This is a genomic window from Mycobacterium sp. ACS1612 (genome assembly GCF_001667505.1).
Taxonomy (GTDB): Bacteria; Actinomycetota; Actinomycetes; order Mycobacteriales; family Mycobacteriaceae; genus Mycobacterium.
The window spans coordinates 192,324-215,450 of the sequence record NZ_LZHZ01000037.1 but is presented as its reverse complement, the minus strand read 5'-3'; the positions used below and the strand labels follow the sequence as shown (position 1 = coordinate 215,450).

The 23,127-nt window shown below is 66.8% G+C and carries 16 protein-coding genes and 1 riboswitch; of the genes, 5 read left to right on the top strand and 11 right to left on the bottom strand.

Annotated features, from left to right (window positions below):
- The first annotated feature begins 125 nt into the window (after window positions 1-125).
- Window positions 126-449, top strand: coding sequence for a hypothetical protein (locus tag A5724_RS17605; RefSeq protein ID WP_369830645.1), 324 nt, complete (start codon window positions 126-128; stop codon window positions 447-449).
- Here the strand turns inward: A5724_RS17605 and recD are convergent.
- From recD to recC, 3 genes are read right to left on the bottom strand one after another with little or no spacing between them, the layout of a single operon-like run.
- The gene (gene recD, locus A5724_RS17600; protein WP_067804472.1) at window positions 433-2,049 is read right to left on the bottom strand and encodes an exodeoxyribonuclease V subunit alpha; all 1,617 of its coding nucleotides are present in this window, start codon (window positions 2,047-2,049) and stop codon (window positions 433-435) included. The genes A5724_RS17605 and recD overlap by 17 nt on opposite strands.
- Entirely contained in the window at window positions 2,046-5,228 is a 3,183-nt protein-coding gene (gene recB, locus A5724_RS17595; protein WP_067804648.1) for an exodeoxyribonuclease V subunit beta, read from the bottom strand. Before recB ends, recD begins: the two co-directional genes overlap by 4 nt.
- The gene (gene recC, locus A5724_RS17590) at window positions 5,225-8,476 is read right to left on the bottom strand and encodes an exodeoxyribonuclease V subunit gamma (RefSeq protein WP_067804471.1); all 3,252 of its coding nucleotides are present in this window, start codon (window positions 8,474-8,476) and stop codon (window positions 5,225-5,227) included. The genes recB and recC overlap by 4 nt, the downstream gene beginning before the upstream one ends.
- A 104-nt stretch (window positions 8,477-8,580) precedes the next feature.
- Here recC and A5724_RS17585 point away from each other — a divergent pair, with 104 nt between their 5' ends.
- A complete protein-coding gene (locus A5724_RS17585; RefSeq protein ID WP_232004877.1) occupies window positions 8,581-10,047 on the top strand; it encodes a carboxylesterase/lipase family protein in 1,467 nt (488 codons plus the stop codon).
- 40 nt (window positions 10,048-10,087) lie between these two features.
- Here A5724_RS17585 and A5724_RS17580 read toward each other — a convergent pair whose 3' ends face one another.
- Together A5724_RS17580 and A5724_RS17575 are read right to left on the bottom strand one after the other, a co-directional pair.
- Window positions 10,088-10,729, bottom strand: coding sequence for an HD domain-containing protein (locus A5724_RS17580; RefSeq protein ID WP_067804644.1), 642 nt, complete (start codon window positions 10,727-10,729; stop codon window positions 10,088-10,090).
- A 74-nt stretch (window positions 10,730-10,803) separates the two neighbouring features.
- On the bottom strand, window positions 10,804-11,442 hold the full coding sequence (locus A5724_RS17575) for a hypothetical protein (protein WP_082965113.1): 639 nt from the start codon (window positions 11,440-11,442) through the stop codon (window positions 10,804-10,806).
- Window positions 11,443-11,509: 67 nt separating this feature from the next.
- Here A5724_RS17575 and A5724_RS17570 point away from each other — a divergent pair, with 67 nt between their 5' ends.
- Both A5724_RS17570 and A5724_RS17565 read left to right on the top strand, forming a co-directional pair.
- Window positions 11,510-12,676 (top strand): zinc-binding dehydrogenase, encoded by a 1,167-nt coding sequence (locus tag A5724_RS17570; protein WP_067804465.1) that lies wholly within the window; start codon window positions 11,510-11,512, stop codon window positions 12,674-12,676.
- Window positions 12,677-12,687: 11 nt separating this feature from the next.
- Window positions 12,688-12,798, top strand: a riboswitch (SAM riboswitch).
- Window positions 12,799-12,827: 29 nt separating this feature from the next.
- Window positions 12,828-13,208 (top strand): hypothetical protein, encoded by a 381-nt coding sequence (locus A5724_RS17565; protein ID WP_067804462.1) that lies wholly within the window; start codon window positions 12,828-12,830, stop codon window positions 13,206-13,208.
- Here the strand turns inward: A5724_RS17565 and A5724_RS17560 are convergent.
- Entirely contained in the window at window positions 13,174-13,824 is a 651-nt protein-coding gene (locus A5724_RS17560; RefSeq protein ID WP_067804459.1) for a DUF3060 domain-containing protein, read from the bottom strand. The genes A5724_RS17565 and A5724_RS17560 overlap by 35 nt on opposite strands.
- 109 nt (window positions 13,825-13,933) lie before the next feature.
- Between A5724_RS17560 and A5724_RS17555 the strand changes: the two genes are divergently transcribed.
- Complete coding sequence (locus A5724_RS17555) at window positions 13,934-16,741, top strand: AAA family ATPase (protein WP_067804456.1); 2,808 nt, start codon at window positions 13,934-13,936, stop codon at window positions 16,739-16,741.
- A 352-nt stretch (window positions 16,742-17,093) separates the two neighbouring features.
- On the opposite strand, the gene A5724_RS17545 is transcribed toward A5724_RS17555, so the two are convergent.
- The 5 genes from A5724_RS17545 to A5724_RS17525 are packed head-to-tail and all read right to left on the bottom strand — an operon-like array spanning window position 17,094 to window position 23,114.
- On the bottom strand, window positions 17,094-17,633 hold the full coding sequence (locus tag A5724_RS17545; protein ID WP_067804450.1) for a sigma-70 family RNA polymerase sigma factor: 540 nt from the start codon (window positions 17,631-17,633) through the stop codon (window positions 17,094-17,096).
- Window positions 17,630-19,084, bottom strand: coding sequence for a catalase (locus tag A5724_RS17540; RefSeq protein ID WP_082965112.1), 1,455 nt, complete (start codon window positions 19,082-19,084; stop codon window positions 17,630-17,632). Before A5724_RS17540 ends, A5724_RS17545 begins: the two co-directional genes overlap by 4 nt.
- Window positions 19,084-19,557, bottom strand: coding sequence for a hypothetical protein (locus A5724_RS17535; protein WP_067804446.1), 474 nt, complete (start codon window positions 19,555-19,557; stop codon window positions 19,084-19,086). The genes A5724_RS17540 and A5724_RS17535 overlap by 1 nt, the downstream gene beginning before the upstream one ends.
- A 12-nt stretch (window positions 19,558-19,569) precedes the next feature.
- Window positions 19,570-20,223, bottom strand: coding sequence for an HD domain-containing protein (locus A5724_RS17530; RefSeq protein ID WP_067804443.1), 654 nt, complete (start codon window positions 20,221-20,223; stop codon window positions 19,570-19,572).
- 53 nt (window positions 20,224-20,276) lie between these two features.
- Window positions 20,277-23,114, bottom strand: coding sequence for a LuxR family transcriptional regulator (locus A5724_RS17525; protein ID WP_082965111.1), 2,838 nt, complete (start codon window positions 23,112-23,114; stop codon window positions 20,277-20,279).
- Window positions 23,115-23,127: the final 13 nt, after the last annotated feature.

Here is a 23,127-nt window from a genome sequence, read left to right as displayed (position 1 = left end):
ACGCACCGACTGTACAGACGACATACCCGATTGGACGTCGCAGCGCGCCGGATTGAGCGCGGATCATTAGAATTGTGGCCGAAAGTTCGCCAAAATGCCGGTCAATTCCGGGATGCACTGTTCGGATGCCTGCCAGAATCGAAGCCATGAACGGATTCGGTGCCCGCGGCCTCGCGCTGGTCGGGATGTGCGCTGTGATGGTCGGGCTGTCGGCGGTCGCAGATCCGGCAACAGCGGACGCCGACGTCTGCGGGTCGGTCGGTGGCCGCCACGTATCGGTCAACGCCTGCGGCAGCGTCGCCGACGCCATTGCTCAGTGGGCGCCGCCGCCCGCGGAGTACGCGCCGTTACCCGAGGACTTCGAAACCGCACCGCCGCCGCCACCACCGCCCAACGTCAACGTGTGCGCCAACTTCGGACGGCGCATCAGCGTCAGCGGCTGCGTCTAACCGCGCGCAGCCGCTGCGCCAGCCCGGACGCGCGCACCGCCCGCCGCTCGATGGCCGTCCGCACCGCGGCCTCGGCACCTACCACGCGCACCCGCCGTTTCGCCCTGGTCACCGCGGTGTAGAACAGCTCGCGCGTCAGCAGCCGCGAATCCTCCTGCGGCAGCAGCACTGTCACCTCGTCGGCCTGACTCCCTTGCGACTTGTGGATGGTCATGGCGTGCATGGTCTCCACATCGGCGAGCCGACTGGTCGCGAACGACGCGTCGCCGATGACCGCCCGCAGCAACTCGTCCCGCACCACGGTCACGCCGGTGTCCCCGTTGTACAAGCCAAGCCCATAGTCGTTGGCCGTCACCAACACCGGGCGACCCGCGTACCACGCCGACCAGATCGGCTCGCCGGTCTCCTCGGTCAGCCACCGCTCGACCTGCCGATTCCAGTACGCGACGCCGAAGGGCCCCCGCCGGTGCGCGCACAACAACCGATGTTCGTCGAGCACCTCCAACGCGGCCTTCTGGTCGCCGAGGATGGCTGCGGTGCGAAGCGCAACAGCATGCGGCACAAGCACTTTGCGTAATTTGTCCCGGGGATCGTCTGTCTCGACCCATTCGATGTGCTCGCCGCCGGCCCGCAGCACCTCGATGGCCGCGTCCGCATCGCCGTCCCGGATGGCTGAGGCCAGCGCGCCGATCGACTCGCCGAACCGGTGCGACGTCTTCAGCGCCGCGATCTGCGCCTCACCCAGCCCGTCGACCAGATCCGCCAGCACCGCACCGGCTTCCACCGATGCCAGCTGATCGGGGTCGCCGACCAGCAACAGCCGGGAGTCCGGCCGCACCGCCTCCAACAGCCGGGCCATCATCGTCAACGACACCATCGACGTCTCATCCACCACGATCACGTCGTGCGGCAACCGATTTCCGCGGTGATGCCGGAACCGCGCCGACGTGTCCGGCCTGCTGCCCAGCAGCCGGTGCAGCGTCGTCGCGTGCAGGCCGCTCAACGCCTGCTGGTCGGACGACGAAAGCTTGCCGACCTCCAGTTGCACCGCCTCCTGCAGCCGGGCGGCCGCCTTACCGGTCGGCGCCGCCAGCGCAATGCGCAGCCGCTTACCGCTGGCCAGTAACGCCAACAACCGCGCCACCGTCGTCGTCTTGCCGGTGCCCGGGCCGCCGGTCAATACCGTGAGCCCTTGCGACAGCGCGAGTTCCGCGGCCGCCTGCTGCTCTTCGAAGCCCGCAGGGAACAGCCGGTCGATGTCGGGTGTCGGCTGCGCGGGCCGTGGCGTGACCATCGCGAGGATGTCGTCGCACACCTGCTGCTCCTCGAGCCAGTACCGGTCGAGGTACAACAGGTCGCCGTTCAGTCGGAGGATCGGCGGGTCGGCCAGCAGCGGGCTCACCCGTACGGCCTCGGCGAGGTCGGCCATTTCGTCGGATTTCAGGTCGACGCACACCGATCCGCCGCGCAATGCCCGCACCAGGTAGGCGACCGCCAGGGTCACCCGCTCGTCGGGTTCCTTGGCGAGCGCGGTCAGCCGTTGCGCCACATGCACATCCGCAGGCTCGAAGACGTCGTTGATCGCGAGTTCGACGGTCATGCGACCAGCTCCGAGACCGCGAGGATCAATGACGCGGGCGGTTGCCAACTGAACACACCCGTCGGATGCCCGTCGACCACCGGCGTCGACGCGCCGCACATGCCCCGCACGAACAGGTACATCACCCCGCCGAGATGGGCCTGCGGGTCATAACCGGGCAGCCGCCACCGCAGGAACCTGTGCAGCACCACCGAATACAGCAGCGCCTGCAGCGGGTAGTCGGAATGCAGCATAGCCTCGGTCATTCGGGGCCCGTCGTAGTCTGCGGACGTCAGCGGGCGGTCAGCGTCGCCGAGCCAGTTCGTCTTGTAGTCGACCACCACATACCGGCCGCCGACCCGCAGCACCGCGTCAACCGAGCCGCTCAGATAACCGCGCAGCGTCTGCCCACCCAGCGCCGCTCCGGTGAGCCGGTCGGCATACGACGCGAGCGGATCGTCCTTCGATAGGTGCTCGCGGAGCAACTCCCCCGCGTCCCGCAGAGAGCCACCGGCCAACGGGAATTCGAAGTCCATCTCCCGCAAGCGGTCGCGCAGGCCGATCTGACGCAATGTCAGGCCGTCGGCCAACGGGCCAAGCGGGGTGTCGTGCATCGGTACCATCGCCGCCGCCAACTCCGACGCCTCGACATCCACCGGCCACCAGACCGCGTGTTTTTCGATATGCGCCTGCAACTCCGCGGCCAGGTCGCCGGCGAACGGGTCCGCGGTCTCCAGCACCGCGTGTACCAGCGTGCCGAACTTCGCCCCTGTCGGCAGATCCGCCATCGGCGACGGCACATCCGGCCCGGAAGACCGTGCCGCAACCGGAATCTCGGCGACCTCGTCGTCCAATTCGACGACTTCCGGTTCACTGGACACCCCGCTGGTCTCCGCGGCCCGGATCAACCCCGAATACGACGTGCGCCGCCAGGTGGTGTCGATGGCGCGGTGGAAGTGGCGGACCTCGAACGCGACCTCCTCGACGGGCCGGGCGACCGGTGCGGCGTCGGCCACCATCGATTCCTCGATCACCAGCGCGTCGGCGGCCGCCCACTTCTGCAGTCGCGCCATGGCGTCGTCGTCCGAGATCTTGGCGGGCACGCAGCGATCCGGAACCGAACGCTCGCCGGGCTCGCGTCCGCGTAAGAGTCGCGACAGTCCGCCGTTGGGTTCGGCCCACGCCGGCGACCACCACGCCACCACCTGTGACTGCGCCCGTGTCATCGCGACGTACGTCAGTCGGCTATCGTCGCTGGCGTCCTCTTTGCGGCCCTGCGCGGCGACCTCGTCGTAGTCGGCGCTGCCCTTACCGCCGACGTGCAGGCAGCGGGTCTCGCCCTCGTGGTAGAGCACCAGTTCGCGGTCGGAGACGTTGCGGTAGAAGTTGAACGGCAGATACACGACCGGGAACTGCAGTCCCTTGCTCACCCACACCGTCATGATCTGCACCGCCGCCGCATCACTGTCCAGTCGGCGGTTGCGTTCGGTGACGGCGCTTCGCTCTTCGCGTTGTGTCCTCAGCCAGTCGCGAAGCGCGGGTAGGTTGTAATGCTCGCGGTGCGCGGCGTCCTGAAGCAGTTGCGTCATGTGCGCCAGGTCGGTCATGTGGCGCTCGCCGTCCTGCCACGACAGCACGCGGTCACCCATGCCGTTCAGTTGCGCGGCCTCGTAGATCGCGGCGACGCCGCGCTCACGCGCGTGGCTGGCCCACTCGCGCAGGGTCTCGGCGATCCGGTCGGTCAGCTGATCACCGCCTGCGACAAGGGTTTCGGCGGTCTCACCGAAGAACATCGTCGCCGCCACGGCGCGCACCACACCGGAGCGGTGCGGCTGATCGAATGCCTCCAACAACGCCAGCCAATCCGCCGCGGCCTGTGACCCGAACACATCGGAGTCGCCGGTGTACACCGACGGCACCCCGGCGTCGAGCAGCCCCCGATGACAGACGCGGGCATCCTTGTGGCTTTCCACGATCACCGCGACGTCGCCTGCTTCCAGCTTCCTGCCGTCGAAGGTCGCGTCGCTGGCCAGCAGCACACGAATGTCGGCGGCCAAGTCCCTGCTGATGTGTGCCCGCAGGTCGTCGATCGCGAGATTCTCGATTCCCCTGCGACCGAACGTCGCTCGCTTGACCACGCGCAGCCGGAACGGATCACAGCTCGGCGCGCCCGCGAGTCGGCTGCCGCGGTGATGGGCATCGACCTCGTGCACCACGATGCGCGGGTCACCGAGTTCGGCGCCGAGCAGCACCTTCTGCAGCCTCTCGACGAGGGCGCCGTCGCTGCGCCAGTTGGTGCCCAGTGTCTTTTTCTCGCCTGCGGTCTCGGCCGCCGTCAAATAGGTGACGATGTCGCCGCCGCGGAACGCGTAGATGGCTTGCTTCGGATCGCCGATGAGGATGACGGTCGAACGCCCGCTGAACGCGCGATCGATCACCTGCCACTGCACGGGGTCGGTGTCCTGGAACTCGTCGACCATGACGATCGGCCAGCGCAGGTGCATCCTGATGCGCGCGGGGGAGTCGTCGCCCTTCAGCGCGTCGGCCAGACGGGTCAGCAGGTCGTCGTAGCCAAGGATGCCGAGGCGCCGCTTGCGGATTTCCAATTCGGCAGCAACGTCTTTGGCGAATGAAACGCACACCTGGGCCCGGGAGTCCGGTTCCGGGTCGAGCGGTCGCAGTTGCGTCGCCGGATGGTTGACCACCTCGCGCGCCAGCCGTAGGGCGTCCTTGTAGGTGAGGACAGGATCGTCGCGCTCGTGCCCGAAGTGCGCCAGATACAGATCGTCGACGATCTCGGTGATCAGGTCGTCGAGGCTCTCCACCAGTGTGACACCCGTATCGCCGTCGCCGGCCACGCCGAGTGACTTCAGCACGAGTTGGCAGAATTGATGTGTGGTGGCGATGGTCGCGGCATCGAAACCCGCCAACGCGTCGCGCAGCCTGCGGCGGCGGTCCGGTTGTTCCTCCGTGGCTGCCGCTTCGACGAGTTGGGCGCGAACCCGGTCCCGCAACTCCTGGCTGGCGGCGCGGCCGAACGTGATGAGCAGCATCTGGTCGAGCGTCGCGGCGCCCTCGGCGACATACCGAGTGACCAGGCCCGCGAGCGTGAACGTCTTTCCGGTGCCTGCGCTGGCCTCCAGCACCGTGGTCGAGTTCGCTGCGGGCAGTGGGTCCTGCAAGCTGAACGGTGGGATCATTCGGCCGGCCTCCCCGCGCGCAGCATCGGCAGCCACACCCGTTCGGCGTAGTCGCCGAAACCTTTGTCGATCAGAATCGACAGATCGGCCCGCTCGCCCCATGCCCGCACGTGCGCCGGTTCGGCGTCCTCGCCGGGGTATCGGTCACCAGATTTCCACCGGTATCGCGCCTCGCCTTCGGGGCTGTCGCCGCAGTGCCGTGCCGCGGCCCAGGCGTAGGACGTCTTGATGGGCAACGGGATCGGCTCGCGACGCCCGGAGTCGTAGACCGCGACGAGGTCGCGCAGCAGGACCGCCGCATCGACTTCCGGGCGGCCGATACCTTCGGTGCGCAACATGTCACGCTTCTTCGCCCTGCCGATGCAGATCGCCTGCCAATCCCGCGCGGAGTCGTGGGCATACAAGGCCAGCAGCGGAATCCACGACGCCAGCAGGTGCTTGCCGTCCAATTTCGAGTACGTCACCGACACCAGCCGATCACCGAACACCGGCGACACTGTGCCGGTCAACCGCCTGCCGGCGCCGAGGTCGACGTCGACGTCGTAGGCCCGCGGTTCGGTGTTCCGGTAGCGCAGCGCGCGCTGGGCGAGTTGCGCGGCCTGCTTGGTGATCTCTTGTGCCTTGCGCCAGCCGAGCTGGCCGGGAGGCAGTGTGCCGCGGCACCATTCCGCCTGCCGCGCGTCCTGCGGCGACATGCCGCGCAGCATGTCGTGCAGCATGCGGTCGCCGACGGTCCACTCCTCGAGGGCGTTGATGTCGACGGGCATCGCGTCCTCGACTCCGTCCACGTCCCAGGGCAGCGTGTAGTCGAGTGCGCGGAAGAATCCCTTCACCGGATCCCGGTAGAACCCGATCAGGTCCTCGAGCACGACGTCATCGAGCGGTGTGGGCGGCAGCGGGCCGGAGATGAACGGCGGTTGCTCGGTGCGATGGCCGGTGCTGGCGATCGCGGCCCGCTGCACGGTCGGGTCGAAGGTGAACGGTTCGCCGGGTATCAGCTTGCCGGGGATGACGTTGCGAATGTCGAAGGGCTGCAACGGATGTTTGACGACAATGCGGTCGCGGATCCTCTCGCCGGTGGTGAGGTCCAGGGTGTCGAGCAGTTCGGCGAGCGGTACCGCGGGCGGCCGGTCCTGGCCGGAGAACTCGTTGGAGCCGGTGTAGGTGATGACGAGGTTCTCGGTGGCCGCGCCGATCGCGTCGAGCAGCAGTTGGCGATCCTCGGACCGGATGTCGCGTTCCCCCGTCATCGGGTCGCGGGCCAGCACGTCGTCGCCGTCGACGATGCCCAGCCGGGGGAAGACGCCATCGTCGAGGCCGACCAGGCACACCACCCGGTGCGGCACCGAGCGCATCGGCACCATGGTGCACACGGTCAGCGTGCCGGTCCGGAAGTTGGCCCGCGTCGGCCTGCCTGCCAGGTGTCGTTCGAGCAGCGCCCGGATGTCGGGCAGCCGCATGATCGTGTCCTTGCGCGGCCCCGCCGTTTCGAGCACGTCGGCGAATTCGCGTTGCATCTGGCTGGTCTGCCAGGCGTCGTTGTCGTCGACCTTGGTCAGTGAGGTGATGCCGTCGGCCAGCGCGGCCAGCCAATCCTGCAGTGGCCGTGCACCGTTCAGCGAGTCGACGGTGTGCTGGAGGCGGTGGACGTACTCGGCGAGCTGACCGGCCAGCTCGACGCGGTTGCTGCTGACGTCGTCGAGCGGCAGCGTCGTGGCGATCCAGGCATGCGAGTCATCCGACAGTGCGACACCCGCGAGAACGCGGTCGATGCCGAATCGCCACGTGTTGTGGACGAAGTCGACGCCGAACGGCTTCCGGTGCTCTTTGTCGAAGCCCCACCGGATGTTGGCCTGCCTGACCCAGCGGGTGATGCTCTCGAGATCGTCGTCAGTGAAACCGAATCGGGCGCGCACGGGCGCGGTCTGGGCGAGGTTGAGCACCTCGCTGGCGGTGACTCGGCTGCCCGCCAGGGTGAGCAGTTGACTGGCAACGCCGAGCAGCGGGTTGGTCTGGATCAGCGAGCGGTCGGCGAGGCGCACCCGCAGACGATGCGCCGGGTGCGCACCGTGCACGACGTCGCCAAGCCCGAAGTCGGCGTTGATCAACGGCGCGTAGCTCTCGATGTCGGGGCACATCACCAGGATGTCGCGGGGTTCCAGGGTGAGGTCGTCGGCGAGCAGGCCGAGCAGCACCTCGCGCAGCACGTCGATCTGGCGGGCCGGTCCGTGGCAGCTGTGTACCTGGACGGAGCGGTCGCCGGCGCGCAGGGTGCGGCCGTCGGCGCGGACGGTGTTGGCCGCGATATCGGACTGCAGCCAGCCGAGCAGGGTGTCGGGATGGCTTGCGCTGCCGAGATATTCGTCGGTCTGCGGGGCGGCGGGCAGGCTGCGTTGCAGTTCACGAAGGTCGCGGCCGAGGGTGGCCAGCAGCGGATGGTCGACCTGGCGGTGGCTGGTGTCGTCACGGCGGGGGATCGGGCCGTGCTGGTCGGTGAGCCGCTGCCAGAGGTCGTCGCTGGGATGCGGCAACCACAGGTGCAGGTCGTGATGGGTAGTCAGCGCGGTGAGCAGCTCGACCTCGGTGGACGGCAGCCGGGTGTGCCCGAACAGCGACAGCCGTTCGGGTAGATCCAGCGGCGATTGCTGCAATCGGGCAAGGGTTTCGGCGTGCCGCACGTGCGGTGGGTCGGCGTCGACTTTGTCGAGAAGCGCGCGCCACAGCGGCGGCTGCCATGCGAGGTCGGGGTCGATGTCGCCGGTTGTGCGCTGCTCCCAGTCGATCAGCAGCTGCGGGCGCTGCCGGCCGTAGGAGGCGAACAGGCCGGCGAGCCGTCGTGCGACTGCGTAGCGGCGGCCCTGGCGGAGCTCCTTCTCCTCACCTGCTTCGAAGTGGCCGAGGTGGGTGGCCAGCGGCTTGCACCAGGCCTCGGTGCAGCTGGCGTCGATGACGTCGAGCAGCGGCCAGACCATGGCATCGGGCGCCCAGGGGTCGTCGTCGACGGTGCCGGTGATTTCGGCGATCAGCGAGCGCGGATTGCGGAACGCGATGCCCGCGCAGACACCGTCCTGGCCCGCGCCGCGGCCGAGGACGTGGGACAGTCGCTGGCTCAACCAGCGCTCGATGCCCTTGGCCGGGACGATGATCAACTCTTCGGTGAACGGGTCGGCAAGGGGAGTGGACAGCAGCAGGCCCAGACCGTCGGCGAGAAGATCGGTGCGCTCAGCGCGGTGGAGGTGCAAACCCATCGAAGCCCACCATAGGAGGTCGACGACGCTGGAACACTGCGTGTGGCTCCAACCCGCGGCGCACGATTGTGCGCTCGCAGAGACATTCCGCTTCAATCGGGAAGGTGACACGCAATGTGATGGACCGCCCCATCGTCGAGACCGAGTCGGGCAGCGTGCGCGGAACCTTCGACGGCGCCCTCGCCGCGTTCCGGGGAATTCCCTATGCCGCGTCCCCGGTTGGGAACCTGCGCTTCGCCGCACCCCAGCAGCATCCGACGTGGTCGGGCTGCCGCGACGCCGCCCGTCCAGGCCCGTCCGTTCCGCAAGGCCGCTCGCGCCTGGAAGCGATCATGGGTCCGCGCACTCCCGATTGGAACGAAGACGGTTCGCTCACCGTCAATGTCTGGACGCCGCGAGATCCGGTCACCGGCTCCGCCCGGGCCGCCCGACCGGTGCTGGTCTGGTTTCACGGCGGCGGGTTCACCAGCGGCTCCGGCGGCTGGGATTGGTATGACGGCCGTGCCCTCGCTGCCGCCGGCGAGATCGTCGTCGTCACCGCGAACTATCGGATCGGCCCGCTCGGCTTCCTCTATCTGCCGGACGCCGGCGTCGAGAACCTCGGCTTTTTGGACCAGTGTGCGGTGCTCGATTGGGTCAAGCGCAATATCGGCGAATTCGGCGGAGATCCCGATGACCTCACCGTCGGTGGCCAGTCTGCCGGCGCTTTCTCCTCGCTCTACCTGGCCGCGTCACCCGTTACCGGTCCGCTGATCAGGCGCATCATCACCCAGAGCGGCCCCTTCGGGCTGGCACCGCAATCCGGCGCCGAGGCGGCCGCCAGCGCGGGGCGGTTCATCGAGATCCTTGGTGTCAGTGGCGCCCAGGACATGCTCGCCGCGCTGCGCGCCGTTCCGGTCGACCGGCTGCTTTCCGCCTACGGGCAGCTCGCGGCAGAGCTTTCCGCCCCGGTCAAGGTCGCTCCGCCGATGTATCCCGTGCTCGGCGCTTCCGGGATTCCGGTGACCTGGCAGGAGGCGCTGGCCACCGGACGCCTCGACGGCAAGGACTTGCTGACCGGGACCACCGAGAACGAGATGGCCGCGTTTCTGGCTTTCGACCCGCGAATTCAGGCGATCACCGCCGAGGACGCTCGCCAACTGCTGGCCAGACAAGTGGACGGGGGTGCCGCCCTCTACGACCGCGCCGCTGCTCGGCGCCAAGACGTGGCGCCAAGCGACGTGCTCACCGAGGTCGAGACCGAGATCCTGTTCCGCGACGACACGCTGGCCATCGCCGACCACCAAGCCGCTGCAGGCTTCCCGACTTACGTCTACCAGTTCGACTACGCCCCGTCCGACGACCCAGCACATATCGGCGCCGCCCATTGCAGCGAGCTCCCGTTCTTCTTCGACACCATCGACGCGTACCCCGACAGCCCCATGCTCGGCAAGCCCACCGCTGAAGTGCGTGACCTCGCCCATACGTTCTCCCGCGCAGTAGCGGCGTTCGTTGCCACCGGTCTCCCCGCCGACAGTCGTTGGCAGCCATACGAGTCGGCGAACCCAGCGACTGTTCGGCACTTCGCCTGATACCGGCAGTTATGAGTGCGCGGTACCAGCTGCAACGCGATTACGTCGAAATGCTAGCTGCGCCAGCGCCTTCCGAGCTTGCGATGCCGTCGGCGACTTCGCCCTTGAGCTCGTCGACGACTCGTCCGAGTTCGTCGACCATCCAGCTGCCGAGCCCGCGGTTGCGAAAGGCGGCGAGCAACTCCGCGTAGTACCAGAGGTGGTCGTGCGGGTTCTTGCGGTTGAAGCGTTCCCAGAGGCTCGGGCCGTGTTCGTGGTAGTCGCGCAGCATCGACCGCGCGTTGTCGAGTTTGTCGGCGACGGAGACCAGAAGGGTGTCCTGGCCGACCTCGGCGAGGTGGTCGATGTAGGCGCGCTTGCGGTCGAGCCAAGGCGGCTTCGGCTCTTCGGCGGTGTCGCTGCACTCGTCGACGATGCGGGCGACGTCGTCACCGAAGTTGGTGCGGATCTCCTCGAGTGTCGGGGGACCGCCCTGGTCCTCGACGGCGTCGTGCAGGAGCGCCGCGATGGCTTGCGCCTCCGAACCGCCGTCGTCGATGACGAGACCGGCGACGCTGAGTAAATGCCCGATGTACGGGATGTCGCCGCCCTTGCGGACTTGGCTGTGATGTTTGTGCTCGGCGTAGACGAGCGCCTTGGCGAATTGGTCGGTCAGCTTCGGAGTGGAGGTTTGCTCAGTCAAATTCGATGTCCATGTCGATTTCTCCCCTTTCAGCCTGACCATAGCGGGGGGGGGGCCGACACGAGTATTTGCCGTCAGTTCCCCGCGAACCACGCCGTGGCCACCGCCCGCCGCCGCGGCGACTCGAACGGCGTATCGCGCGGTCCCAACTCGCCCACCCGCACCACCCACACCGGGCCGGAGCGGTCGATCGCCGCCAGCGCATCCTCGCCAGCCGCCACCAGCACTCCCATCGATGTCTTGCCCGGATTGCATCCGTACACCGGCACCATGTCGTCAGCCCTTGCGCCCCAATCGATTCCGTTCGGCAGGATGCACCGCGTCCCGTCATCGAGCTGCAGCGCGAACGGCATCGCCACGGGCGGCGGGTCGACCGCGGGTAGCGCACCGGGCTTGGCGAACCGACGCAACCCCCTGCTCCACGGGTCGGCGAGACACAACATGAAGGCCGACGCCGGCCAACACACTTCCGCCGCTGCCTGCGCCGGTTCACAGGAGTAGATGTTCGGCGCGACGGCCGCCGGCGAAGGTCCCGGGCAAACCGACAGGTTCGGCGAGCCCTGTCGATTCACCACCTGATATCCGCCGGCCGGTTCGCCGTTGGCCGATACGGCGGCAACCGTGACGATGCCCGTCGCGGCGGGGGCAGCACTGGCCTGGGGGACCTGCAGCGCGAGAACCCCTGCGAGTGTGAAGACCGCCGACCGCAACACCAGAGCCTCCTCATCCAGGATGACGCATTCGGCCTGTGGCTAAGGCGGAAATCACTAGGCTCGGCTCATGAAGGCAGTCACCTGCATTGACGGCAAGCTCGACGTGGTCGACCTGCCAACTCCGACCCCCGCCAAGGGCCAACTGCTCATCGATGTCCTGCGCTGCGGTATCTGCGGCTCAGACCTGCACGCCCGCCACCATTGCGACGAACTCGCCGATGTGATGGACGAAACCGGCTACCCCGACTTCATGCGCTCGAACCAGTCCGTCGTGTTCGGCCACGAGTTCGCGGGCGAAGTCCTCGACCACGGCCCGAAAACCCGCAAAGCCCTGAAATCCGGCACGCCCGTCGTCGCCCTGCCCTTGCTCCGCCGCGGCGAGGAGGTGCACGCCCTCGGTCTCAGCAGGAAGGCTCCTGGTGCCTACGCCGAACAGATCGTCGTCGAGCAATCCCTCGCCCTGCCCGTCCCCAACGGCCTGCCCATCGCCCACGCCGCCCTCACCGAACCCATGGCCATCAGCTGGCACGCAGTCCGCCGCTCCGAGATCGCCAAGGGCCAGGTTGCCATCGTCATCGGCTGCGGCCCGATCGGCCTGGCCGTCATCCTGATGCTCAAGGCCCGCGGCGTGCGCACCGTGATCGCCAGCGACTACTCCGCCGGCCGCCGAGCGCTTGCCACCACCTGCGGCGCCGACATCGTCGTCGACCCCGCTCAGGACTCGCCGTATGCAAAGGCAACCGGCCACGGCCACCTCGAAACACCGCCCGACGTTCTCGATCTCGTCATCGGCACGATCGAGAAAGTGCAGAAAGCCCGCCTGCCGTGGTGGCACGTCTGGCGCGCCGCCGACGCCGTCGGCGCCGCCACCCCCAAGCACCCCGTCGTGTTCGAATGCGTCGGCGTGCCTGGCATCATCGAACAAATCATCACCAGCGCTCCGCTGTTCTCCCGCGTCGTCGTGGTCGGCGTCTGCATGGGCGCCGACAAACTGAGGCCCTCGATGGCGATCGTCAAAGAGATCGACTTGCGCTTCGTACTCGGTTACACCCCAATGGAATTCCGCGACACACTGCACATGCTCGCCGACGGCAAGGTCGACGTCACTCCACTGATCACCGGAACCGTAGGCCTCGCGGGCGTCGAGAACGCCTTCACCGCGCTCGGCGACCCCGAAAAGCACGCCAAGATCTTGATCGATCCCAAGAGCGACAGCTCCAGCCCGAGGCTCTAGACTCAACCCAGCTTCACGAGTTGCCGTCGCCAAGCTCCGACTTGACGGCACGCCAACCCCACGCTCGTGGGTGGCTCGGATGACGAAGCGGCCGCACCGACCGGTGCCGGCAAGAGCGCCTCCCCAGCGGAGGCCCCGAAAAGGGAGCTGCATGCGCAAGCACTTCTTCCGCTCGTTCGTCGCTGATCCCGTGTGCGCGTCCTCGGACCCCGGCCACCACATCGACGTCGGGCGCTATTTCATGGCCGTCGCGAAGTCTGCGGTCACCATCCCGGTGAAGGCCCATGTGCGCGACGGACTGGTCCGTCTGAATACGGCCGAAACCCTTTGGCACCACCGCCCCGACGATGTCTCCTACGCGCTCGCGAGCACCGACGGCCACGCCGAGTGGGCCCCCGAATGGCAGGTGCTGCTCGTACCGGGCGCAGCCCTCGCCGACGAGCGAACCGTGTTCACCCTCGCCCATCCCGACGAATACACCGACTGCGCAGCCGAACTCAGCCTTGTTCGACCCGGTTGGCACCGCTGTTGATCACGTCCGGCGAACCGGAGTGGTAGATCACCACGTTGTTGACGCCCGACGCGGTGATCTGGTCGGACCCATCGAGCGTGACGTTGTTCTGCATCCCCGACACCGTGACTCTGGTGCAGTGACCGGTGATCGTCACCGTGTTGCCCATCCCGCTGACGGTGACCGGGTTGTCGTTGCATTCCAGTGTTCTGTGCTCGCCCATGCCTGACACGCTGAGTTGCTCACCGGGCGCCGCGGCGGTCGGTTGCGACGGCATGCTCGGTGCCGACGGCACACTGATGCTCGGAATCGTGACGCCAGGAAAGCTCGGGATCGAACTCGTCGACTTCTGAACGATGAACCAGCCCACGCCGCCCGCGATGATCAGGAACACCACGGCGGCGATCCCGAACACCACCCACGGAATGCCCGCCGACGACTTGCGCGGCGGCTGCGACCACGGCGCGCTGTAGCCGGGCGGCCGGTACGGCCCCTGCGCCTGTGGCGGCATCGGCGGCAGCGGCGGCGGCGCATAGCCGGCGTACCCGGACGCACCCAGTTCGGTGGCCCTTGCCGTCTCGGCGAGCGGTTGCTCGAGCGCCCTGATCCGCGCCTCGGGATCGTCCTGTGGCTCCATGCGCCGATGGTCCCATAGAGGTGGGTCCCGCGTGTGGTGGTTGGCTGCGGCCTGGGTTTGCTAAAAATGCTGCAACGCGCGCGTACCCTTTTTTGCGGAGTTGACCACCATGCGCCACGCCACGTCGACCACGGCAGGGCCGCCGCCCCTGCGCGGCCGAGAAGACGAGCTGACGCTGTTCAACGCTCTGCTCGACGCTCTCGCCGATGGGAGCGGCGGCGTCGTGGTCGTCGAAGCGGCACCGGGAATCGGCAAGAGCCGCTTGGTCGCCGAGGTCATGGCGCTTGCCCGGCAGCGCGGCGTGCGAACGCTCTACGGCGAAGCGTTCGAATATCAGCAGTCGGTACCGTTCTGGCCGCTTCTCGTGGCCACTGTGCACGCCGATCCGCCGGTCGGCGACATGGAGGCGTTGACCCGGCTGGGCCCTTCTGCCGACATGCGGTACTGGGTGACCCACGAGGTCGGTGGCGCGATCGCGCGTGCCGCCGCGCAGACACCACTGGCCATCGTGCTCGAGGATCTGCACTGGGCCGACAATGCGACGTTGACCGCGTTGCGTGCGCTGACACGGGATAACGGAAGTGTGTCCCCGCTGTGGATCTTCACCGTGCGCAGCGGCGCTGGCGGACCCGCAGTTCTCGATACGATGACAGCGCTGGAGCGCGAAAACGCCACATTCCTTCGGCTGCAGCCGATTGACGATCGGGCAGTCGCCGACATCGTGCAGGACGCCATCCGCGCGAAAGCCGACGACTCGCTGCTGAAAATGTCTGTCAAGGCGCACGGTAGCCCGTTCCTGCTGCATGAGATGCTGCGCGGACTCGATGAGGACAACCGGCTCACCAGGACACAAGGCAGCGTCGCGGTCAGTGGCGACGAGCTGCCGCGCCGGCTGACATCGCATATGAGGCAGCGTCTCGAGCATCTGTCGGTCGAGACGCGCGAAGTCGTTTCGGTCGCCGCAGCGCTGCCAGATCGGTTTTCGGTGGTATTGCTCGCCGCGATGATGCAACGGTCGCCGGCATCGCTGGTGACGGCCATCGACGAAGCGGCGCGCGCCGATCTCCTTCTCGAGACGGGCGAGAAAATGCGGTTCCGCCACGACTTGCTGCGCGAGGCCACCAGGCGTTCGTTACCGCGCTCGCTGCTGCGGGCGATGGAACGGCAGTCGGCCGCCACCTTGCTGGAGATGGGTGCCTCGCCGGAACACGTTGCGACGCAACTGGTCCGCAGCGCCGATCCGGGTGACCGGCCCGCGATCGACGCGTTGCGGCGCGCCGCCGCCTCGGTGTCACGGGGCGACCCCGGCGCGGCCGCGGAGTTGAGTCAACGCGCCTTGGAACTGCTGCCCGAGCAGGACCCGGAACGCGGGAAGCTGGTCACCGAGACGGTGGTGTACCTGAATCAAGCGACTCGCTACGACGAAGCCCGCGAGTTGGCCGGCCGTACATTGTCGGCCCGCATGCCCGCCGAAGCGGAGGCTGGAATTCGGTTGCGGCTCAGCTCGGGCGCCGAAACTCCTCAGCAGCGCGTCGAGATGAGCGAGCGCGCGCTGCAGTTGCCCGACGTCAGCGATTTGACTCGGATTCGGCACCAGGTCTGGCTGACCTACAACCAGACGATCAATTGGCTGCCAGGACGAGGCACCACCGCGGTCGGTGACGCCGCATCGCTCGCGGCGTCAAGCGGTGACGTCGAGGCGACAATGGTTGCCGAAACAGCCGTTGCGATAGCCGAGTTCACCGACGGTTTCGTCAGGCGTTCGGCGCAGCGCATGCAGGACCTGCACGACCGGGCGCGCGGCGGAGAAATCACGCTGGGCCACATCGTCGCCGGCATCCACTGGCCCACGATCCTCGCATACGCCGATCACCTCGATGAAGCCACGACGCTGGCTGAAGACGGCGCCCGAGTGGCACGGCAGCAGCGCGACGGATTGTCAATTCCGAGTTGGACGCTCAATGAGGCGTTGGTGTACTTGGCGGGAGGAAGACTCAGCGACGCGCGTGCTGCAGTCGAATCCGTCCCCCGGGCCGACTGGGGAACGGCCACCGAGATCAACATGAACCGGATGCTGTGCCTCGCCGAGATCGGAGTCCACACTGACGATCGTAACCTGCTGCAACAGTTGATAATCGAGGCCCGCGATGCTCAAATCGAAGGCTCCCCTCTGGTAACGCGCGGCGCGGCATACGTGTTGGCGCTGGCGGCCTGGCACCGCGGTGACGTCGATGAGGCATTGCGTCTACTCAGCGGCGATGCCGCAATGCTGGTAACGCCGCTGTTCGCCAATCTGTTTCATCAGTTGCTGTTGACAGCCCGGGTGGCAACCGTCACAGGCGATGCCGGTTTACGGGCCCGCATGCTGGACTGCGCGGGGTTGCTCGAGCGCGAGCGACCACCGGCCGCGACCGCGACGGCGGTCACCGACTATCTGTACGGGATACTCGAACGCGACGCGGAACGACTGATTGGCTCCGGCGAGGCGTTGGATCGCCTCGGCTGGCCATTGTTGTCAGCAGGCGCCGTTGAAGACGCGGCCGATGAGTTGCTGCAACTCGGTCAGCATTCAGAGGTGCTACATCAACTGAACCGTGCGTTCGACACCTACACCGCATACGGGGCGTTGGCAGATGCCCGACGCGTCGGCCGCGCATTGCGCCAACTGGGCGTCGAGCGACGAATCGGGTCTCACCCGCGTCCGAGAACCGGATGGGAAAGCCTCAGCGAGTCCGAACTGCGTGTGGTCAGCCTGATCGCAGGCGGTGCCACCAACACTGAAGTCGCTGAGCATCTGCGGCTTTCTCCGCACACCGTGAAAACCCATGTGCGCAACGCGTTCAGCAAGCTGGGCATCAACTCGCGGATCGACCTGCGGCGGCTTCTGCGCTCCGACAATGCGTCACCGCCTTCGTGAACCCACACCGTGATCGCGGATGCCTTTCACAGCAGCTGTGACGGCGCGCGCCTTGAGCACCGGCCAAGTGCTCAAACCGAAACACCACAACGGCAATGGCCACGGCTTCTGCCGCTTGCACTTGTCTCGGCCCGGTTCGAACTCCAACCATGGCGTCCATACAGGCGGCTGGTCTTGGGCGTCTTCTGCGGTCGTGGATGTCTTCGCGTCGGGCTCGAGGGGCACGACATGCAGCTCTGGAGCAACCCCCGCCGCCCCCCGGTCGTCCGCCGAGGCGGGGCCGGCGAACACAACAGCCGCGGCGATGAGCAATGAGGCTCTCACCATCAGGTGGCACCCCCGCCGCATGGCGTCACGCAGCTTGCGCTGATACTCGAGAGAGGCTGGCGCGAAGCTGTCTTCGCCCTCGATGCAGTCGCGAGGACACCGTTCCGATTGGGCAATCCGTGATGACCGCGATCTCCTTGCAGGTGAACTGGAGGACATCTGCGTAGTAGAGGGCAGTGCGGATTCCGTCGTGCAGGCCTGCCAACGCGGCGCGCACGTTGTCGTCAGTCATCGCGTCGAGCGCACAGTCCTCTGCGGACGGAGAGACGTGCGCATGCAACGCTTCCAGTTGCAACTCGGATATGCAGTCCGCCGAGACCTCCGGGGGGCGGCATCTGCTCTTGCGGTACTGGCTGATCCACGTGTTATGCAGAATGCGATACAGCCAGGCCTTCAGACTGGTGCCTTCCCGGAATGAATCGAAGCCCGCGTACGCTCGCAGCAGTACTTCCTGTGTGAGATCTTCGGCATCTTGTCGGCTGCGTGCCATATACAGCGCGCGCGCCATAATCTGGTCGGCCATCGGAACCACGTCTCGGTGGAACCGGTCCATGACGGTGTTCATGATTGCGCCGCAACGGCCTGCTCGATTCCGTCACCGACCTCTTTGTCGATGTTCTTCCAGTACTCGAACGCCCGCTGCAATACCGGTTCGGACACGCCATCACGCAGATGCCCGGCGACGTTACCGACCAGCCTGTTACGCGCCGGTGCATCCATCACTTCCCGCACCAGGATGCCGGCCTGCGTCCAGTCGTCGTCATCTGGCCGCAAGGTGTATGCGGTGCGGACCATTTCGCCGTCGGCGTACCAGCTGGCCTCGGCTGTTCGGCTGGGATCGGCTTGTGGGCCGCCGTACGAGTTCGGTGCGTAAACCGGATCGGAGGCGTTGGCGATTCGCATACGGCCGTCTTTCGAGTAGCTGTGTACGGCGGCTTTCGGAGCGTTGACAGGGATTTGTTTGTAGTTGACCCCTATTCGTGCCCGATGCGCATCCCCATAGGCGAACGTCCGTGCCAGCAGCATCTTGTCGGGGCTCAGCCCGGTGCCCGGCACCTGGTTGGCGGGAGCGAATGCAGCTTGCTCGATCTCGACGTGATGGTCGGTGAAGTTGCGATCCAATACCAGCTTTCCGACGTCAACGAGCGGATAGTCGCTATGGGGCCAGACTTTCGTCAGGTCGAACGGATTCACTCGGTAGGTTTTCGCGTCGTCGAACGGCATGATCTGAACCTTCAACACCCAACTCGGATAGTCGCCGCGCTTGATCGCCTCGTACAAGTCGCGCTGGTGGTAGTCACCGTCGACACCGGCCAGTCGGTCGGCCTCCGCCTGCGTGAGATAGTCGATGCCCTGATCCGAGATGAAGTGGTACTTCACCCACGAGATCCGGCCCTCGGCGTTGACCCAGCTGTACGTGTGGCTGCCGTACCCGTGCATGTGGCGCCACGTTCGGGGAATGCCGCGATCACCGAACAACCACGCCACTTGATGGGCGGACTCCGGTGAGAGCGTCCAGAAGTCCCACTGCATGTCGTTGTCCCGCATGCCCGTATCGGCGCGCCGCTTCTGCGACCGGATGAAATGCTGGAATTTCATTCCGTCCCGGATGAAGAACACGGGCGTGTTGTTGCCGACGATGTCGAGATTGCCTTCTGTCGTGTAGAACCGCAGTGCGAAGCCGCGCGGATCACGCCAGGTGTCGGGGCTGCCGCGTTCCCCGGCCACCGTCGAAAATCGGGTCAAGGTGTCGGTCTTGGTGCCTGGCTGAAACACCGCGGCGCGGGTGTAGGCGCTCACGTCGGCGGTCACTTCGAAATGGCCGAATGCGCCGGAGCCCTTGGCGTGCGGTTGGCGTTCCGGAACCCGCTCCCTGTTGAAGTTCGCCATCTGTTCGATCAGGTAATTGTCGTGCAGCAGGATGGGGCCATCCGGGCCGATCGTGAGCGAATGGTCGTCACTCGGCACGGGTATGCCCGCGTCGGTTGTGGTAGGAATTCCGTTCTGGCTGTTCACTATTCGCTCCTGTAGTTGATTCGTCGTGACTCCGATGCGAGCAGCGGGGTGTGCATATCGACGTTCTGTCCGACATCGCGCAGCAGATCGGCGATCGACGGCTCGGTATCGTCAAGGCTGTCGCAGACGCTGCGAATCGTGGTGATCAGCACCGCGATTCGGTGGGTGATCATGTTGACCGCGGCAGTGGCGCACCGCTCGCCGGGACGCAGCCCCGGCACAACTGGCGGAATGTCGGTGAGGACCAGGCGCCGGATGCCGTCACGGTCAAAGCCGCGCACGACGTCGGCGACGGTGCCGGCTGCGCGGCGCGCAGTCTCCACGACACCTTCCAGTTGTTGCTGCATCCCGGTGAACCTTGTTCCGATGAAATGCGCGTGCGCCTCTACCGCTTGTACGTGCAGTTCGAACAGCTGGCCGAGCACTGCCTGCAAGTCTTGCCGCAGCGTCGGCGTGGTGGAGGTTTCCGACATGGCTGCCTGCGCCTATTCCGGCCAACTGTTGCCGAGGATGGTTGTCACGAAGTCGTCGCGAACGAAGGACGGGTCGAAATGCGCGAGCACATCGGCATTCATGGTGCCGAAGGTGCTACGCGGACGGTGCTTCATACCCTCCGTAAACGCCTGCAAGATACGTTGTTTGAAGTCGGGACGCGGGTGCGCGGCGGTGACCGCCGACAGGTCCTCCTCCGGAAGATCGTCTCGCCCGAAACCAAGGACGTCGGTTTCCACTCCGGCGGTCACCAGTGCGATCTCAGGCTCGAGAAATTCCGGCACGCCGGGGGTGGTGTGCAACGCGATGCTCAGCCACACCCGGCGAGCATCGGTTTCGGCGACCCCATGTTGCAGCAGGAAGTCGCGAGCCGCGTTGGCGCCGTCGACCTCGAACCGCAGACTCGACGAAGTGCGGTACGGGTCCGTCAGCCCGATGTCATGAAACATCGCCCCCACGTACAGCAGTTCGAGGTTGGGCGCGAGACCGCGGCGCCTGCCCTGCAGTGCGCCAAAGAAGAACACCCGGCGCGAGTGGTCGAACAGCAGATCGTTTTCGGAATTGCGGATGTAATCGGTGGCGTCGCGCGTGAGCGCGGTGTCGGGAACGGTGATGCCTGCGACGGTGTCGAGTAGATCGGTGCTCATGGATCAACTGTGCTGTCGGCGTCGGTTCCTGACCATCACCCGCCGGGTGATTTTTAAGGCCGGCGCTGTGCCAGTTGGCTACGCGAATTGATGCCGAGTTTGGCGAACGCGCTTCGGACATGGGATTTGACCGTGTGCGGCGACAGGTGCAACCGCTCGGCGACAGCGGAATTCGTTGCGCCTTCGCCGATCAGGTTGACGACCTTCAACTCCGCCTCTGTCAGGCTGTCCCAGCCGGTTTTGTCGCGCGGATGGCCGGCGATCCTGCGCGTCACTCCCAGCGAGCGCAGGTGGCGAGCGACCCTGCGGGCGTCGGCCACCGCTTCACAGTCGACGAACCGATCGAACGCGGTGTTGAACGCCTCGACTGCCGCCGCGTTACTGCCCACGTGGGCCAGCGCCGCGCCCGCGTCTTCGGCGGCGGATGCCGACAGCAGCGGACGATCGGTGGACAGGGCTGCGGCAGCGTCGACCAACGCAGGGCCGTCGCGTTCCAGGATTCCCGTGGTGTAGCCGCTGATAGCCGCGAACAGCGGAACCTCGCTGCGGTCATGGTCCAGCAGTTCCAGGCTGCGCAGCACGCGTGCCCGCAGTCCCGCGTCACCGGTGGCCACCGCGATCTGTGCGGTCCTGGTCAGTTTGTCGAAGGCGTTGGGCCACAACGCATTCAGCACCGGCGGTCCGTCACCGCTCAACCAGCGGGCCGCTTCGTGCATGTCGCCGCAGTGCCACGCGGCCAGCGCGAGCACGAACGCCGCGCCGCGGTTCACCAGTGTGATTCCGCTCGGATTGGCCGCACGCACCTCGACGACGCTGCGCTGCAACAGCTCCTGATCACCGGTGTGTACTGCGACTTCGGCCAGCAGCAGCCAGCGGTTCATGCTCATCTCGCTGGTGGTACCCCATGAGGCCGGTGCAACCGATTCCAGCGTCGAGCGCGCGGCAGCCAACCGCCCCGCGGCGAGGTCGAGCTCCGCCCCCTTCAGGGCCCACAGGGCCGAGGCCATGTCGCTGCCGTCGCGGCGTGCCGATTCGACCCCGACGCGGACGACGGTGGCAGCTTCATGGCACCGGCCGATGAAGCACAGCACGTTCGTCCGATGAACGCACGCCAGCACGTTCGCGAAGGTGGGGTCGTCGCCGCAAGCCGGTAATTCGAGGCTCTCGAGCCGCTCGAGGGCGCGCAGGGCGCGCCCGTCGACATAGTCGAGGATGGCCAGCGATATTCCGGTGATGAGTCGGCTCTCCGAATCACCGGTGGCCTCGGCGGCGGCCACGGCCGGTGCAATGATCGACTCGTCGGGTGGCATGCCGCTGACCGCGTGGTTGCACAGCAGCCAGGCGTGATGACGGGCGCGGGTGGCGTCGGTGATGTCGGGCAATTTCAGTGCGCGCCGATTCTGCTCGACGCGGTCTTCCAACGAGTCGGCGGCCGCAGGCGTGCGCAGCCTGGCTTGGGCTTCGTCCTCGGGCGACAGGTGTTGCAGCTCCGCCGCTGCGAGATCTTCGGCCTCCTGGTAACGGGCCGACCGGTTCAGCAGGCCAACGGTTTCGGTCACCAGCGACCCCCGCTGAGGATCGTCGGCCGGCAACAGCTCCAGCGCTCGCCTGCTCAGGTCCGCGGCGCCGCTCTTGTCGGTGGCCGCCACATATCGGGCGGCGTCGCGCAAGACGGCGATGGCCGCCAGGTCGCCGACGTCGGCGCTGCGCACAAGCTGGGTGGCCACCTCCGTCGGGGCGGCGCCCATCTCCAACATGACGGTTGCCGACTGGCGCTCTATGGCGCGCCGCAGCGATCGTGGCAGCGATTGTCGGGCGGCATCACGAATCAGGTCGTGGCGGAATCTCAAGTAATCGCCGTCCTCCACAAGAAGATCGGCGCGCACGGTCTCCTGCACCGCCGACACCAGAGCGGCGGGCTGGCGCTCCATCATCTGCGCCAGCAGCGCGGCGGTGAACCGGTCGGGTAGCACGGCGGCGATCTGGATGACCTCCTTGGCGCTGTCGGACAACGCGTCCAACCGCTGACTCATATTCGCGCTCATCCGCCGAGGCAAGGTGTTACCCGTGGCCACCGCGCAGCCGCGGGTGACGCGCAACCGGCTCTCTTCGTCCAGACCGCCGAGAATTTCGCTGATCAGGAATGGGTTTCCGTGTGCCTTGTCGATCAGGTTCAGCAGCGAGACGTCGGCGCGGGCCCGCACCGCGTCCTCGACCATGTCGATTACGCCGTCGCGCCCGATGGCCGACAGCCGGATCAGCGCCGCGCCCCGGCGCTCCAAATAGTGGACAAGATCGCGGACCGCGGGACCGCCCGCGCCGGTGCGGACGCTGAGCACCCACAGCACCGGTGACTCGTCGGGCAACACCGTCAGGGCCCGCACGGCCAACAGGGTGCCGATATCCGCCCAGTGAATGTCCTCGAGCAGGATCACCAGCGGTGCGTTCGCCGCTGCCGCAGGGATCGCGCTGCGCAGGCTGTGCACCACCCAGTAATGCGATTCCGGCGAATTGCCCAGCTGCTGTAGTGCTTTCGCATCTCCGACCGGTGTGTCGGAGTAGACCGTTGCGGTGAATAGGGAAAAGAACGGCACGGTCTGCTGGTATTCGAAGGCCTGACCGAACAGCGTCCGCATGCCGGCCCGCTCCGCCATCAGCCGCGTTTCGGTCAGCAAGCGGCTCTTGCCGATCCCCGGCGAGCCCTCGACGATCAGCACTCCGCCGCGTCCATGGCCCAGTGTGGACACCAGCGAGCCGACGACCTTAAGTTCGGCGGCCCTGCCTCGAATCGGCCGGGGTCGGGATGAGGCGGACGTGCATGACCGGCGATCGATCGGATCGATGACGCTCGTCACGTCATCGACAGTGCCGCCTGCCGCGGTCCTTCGCATCCACCAGTGCCTA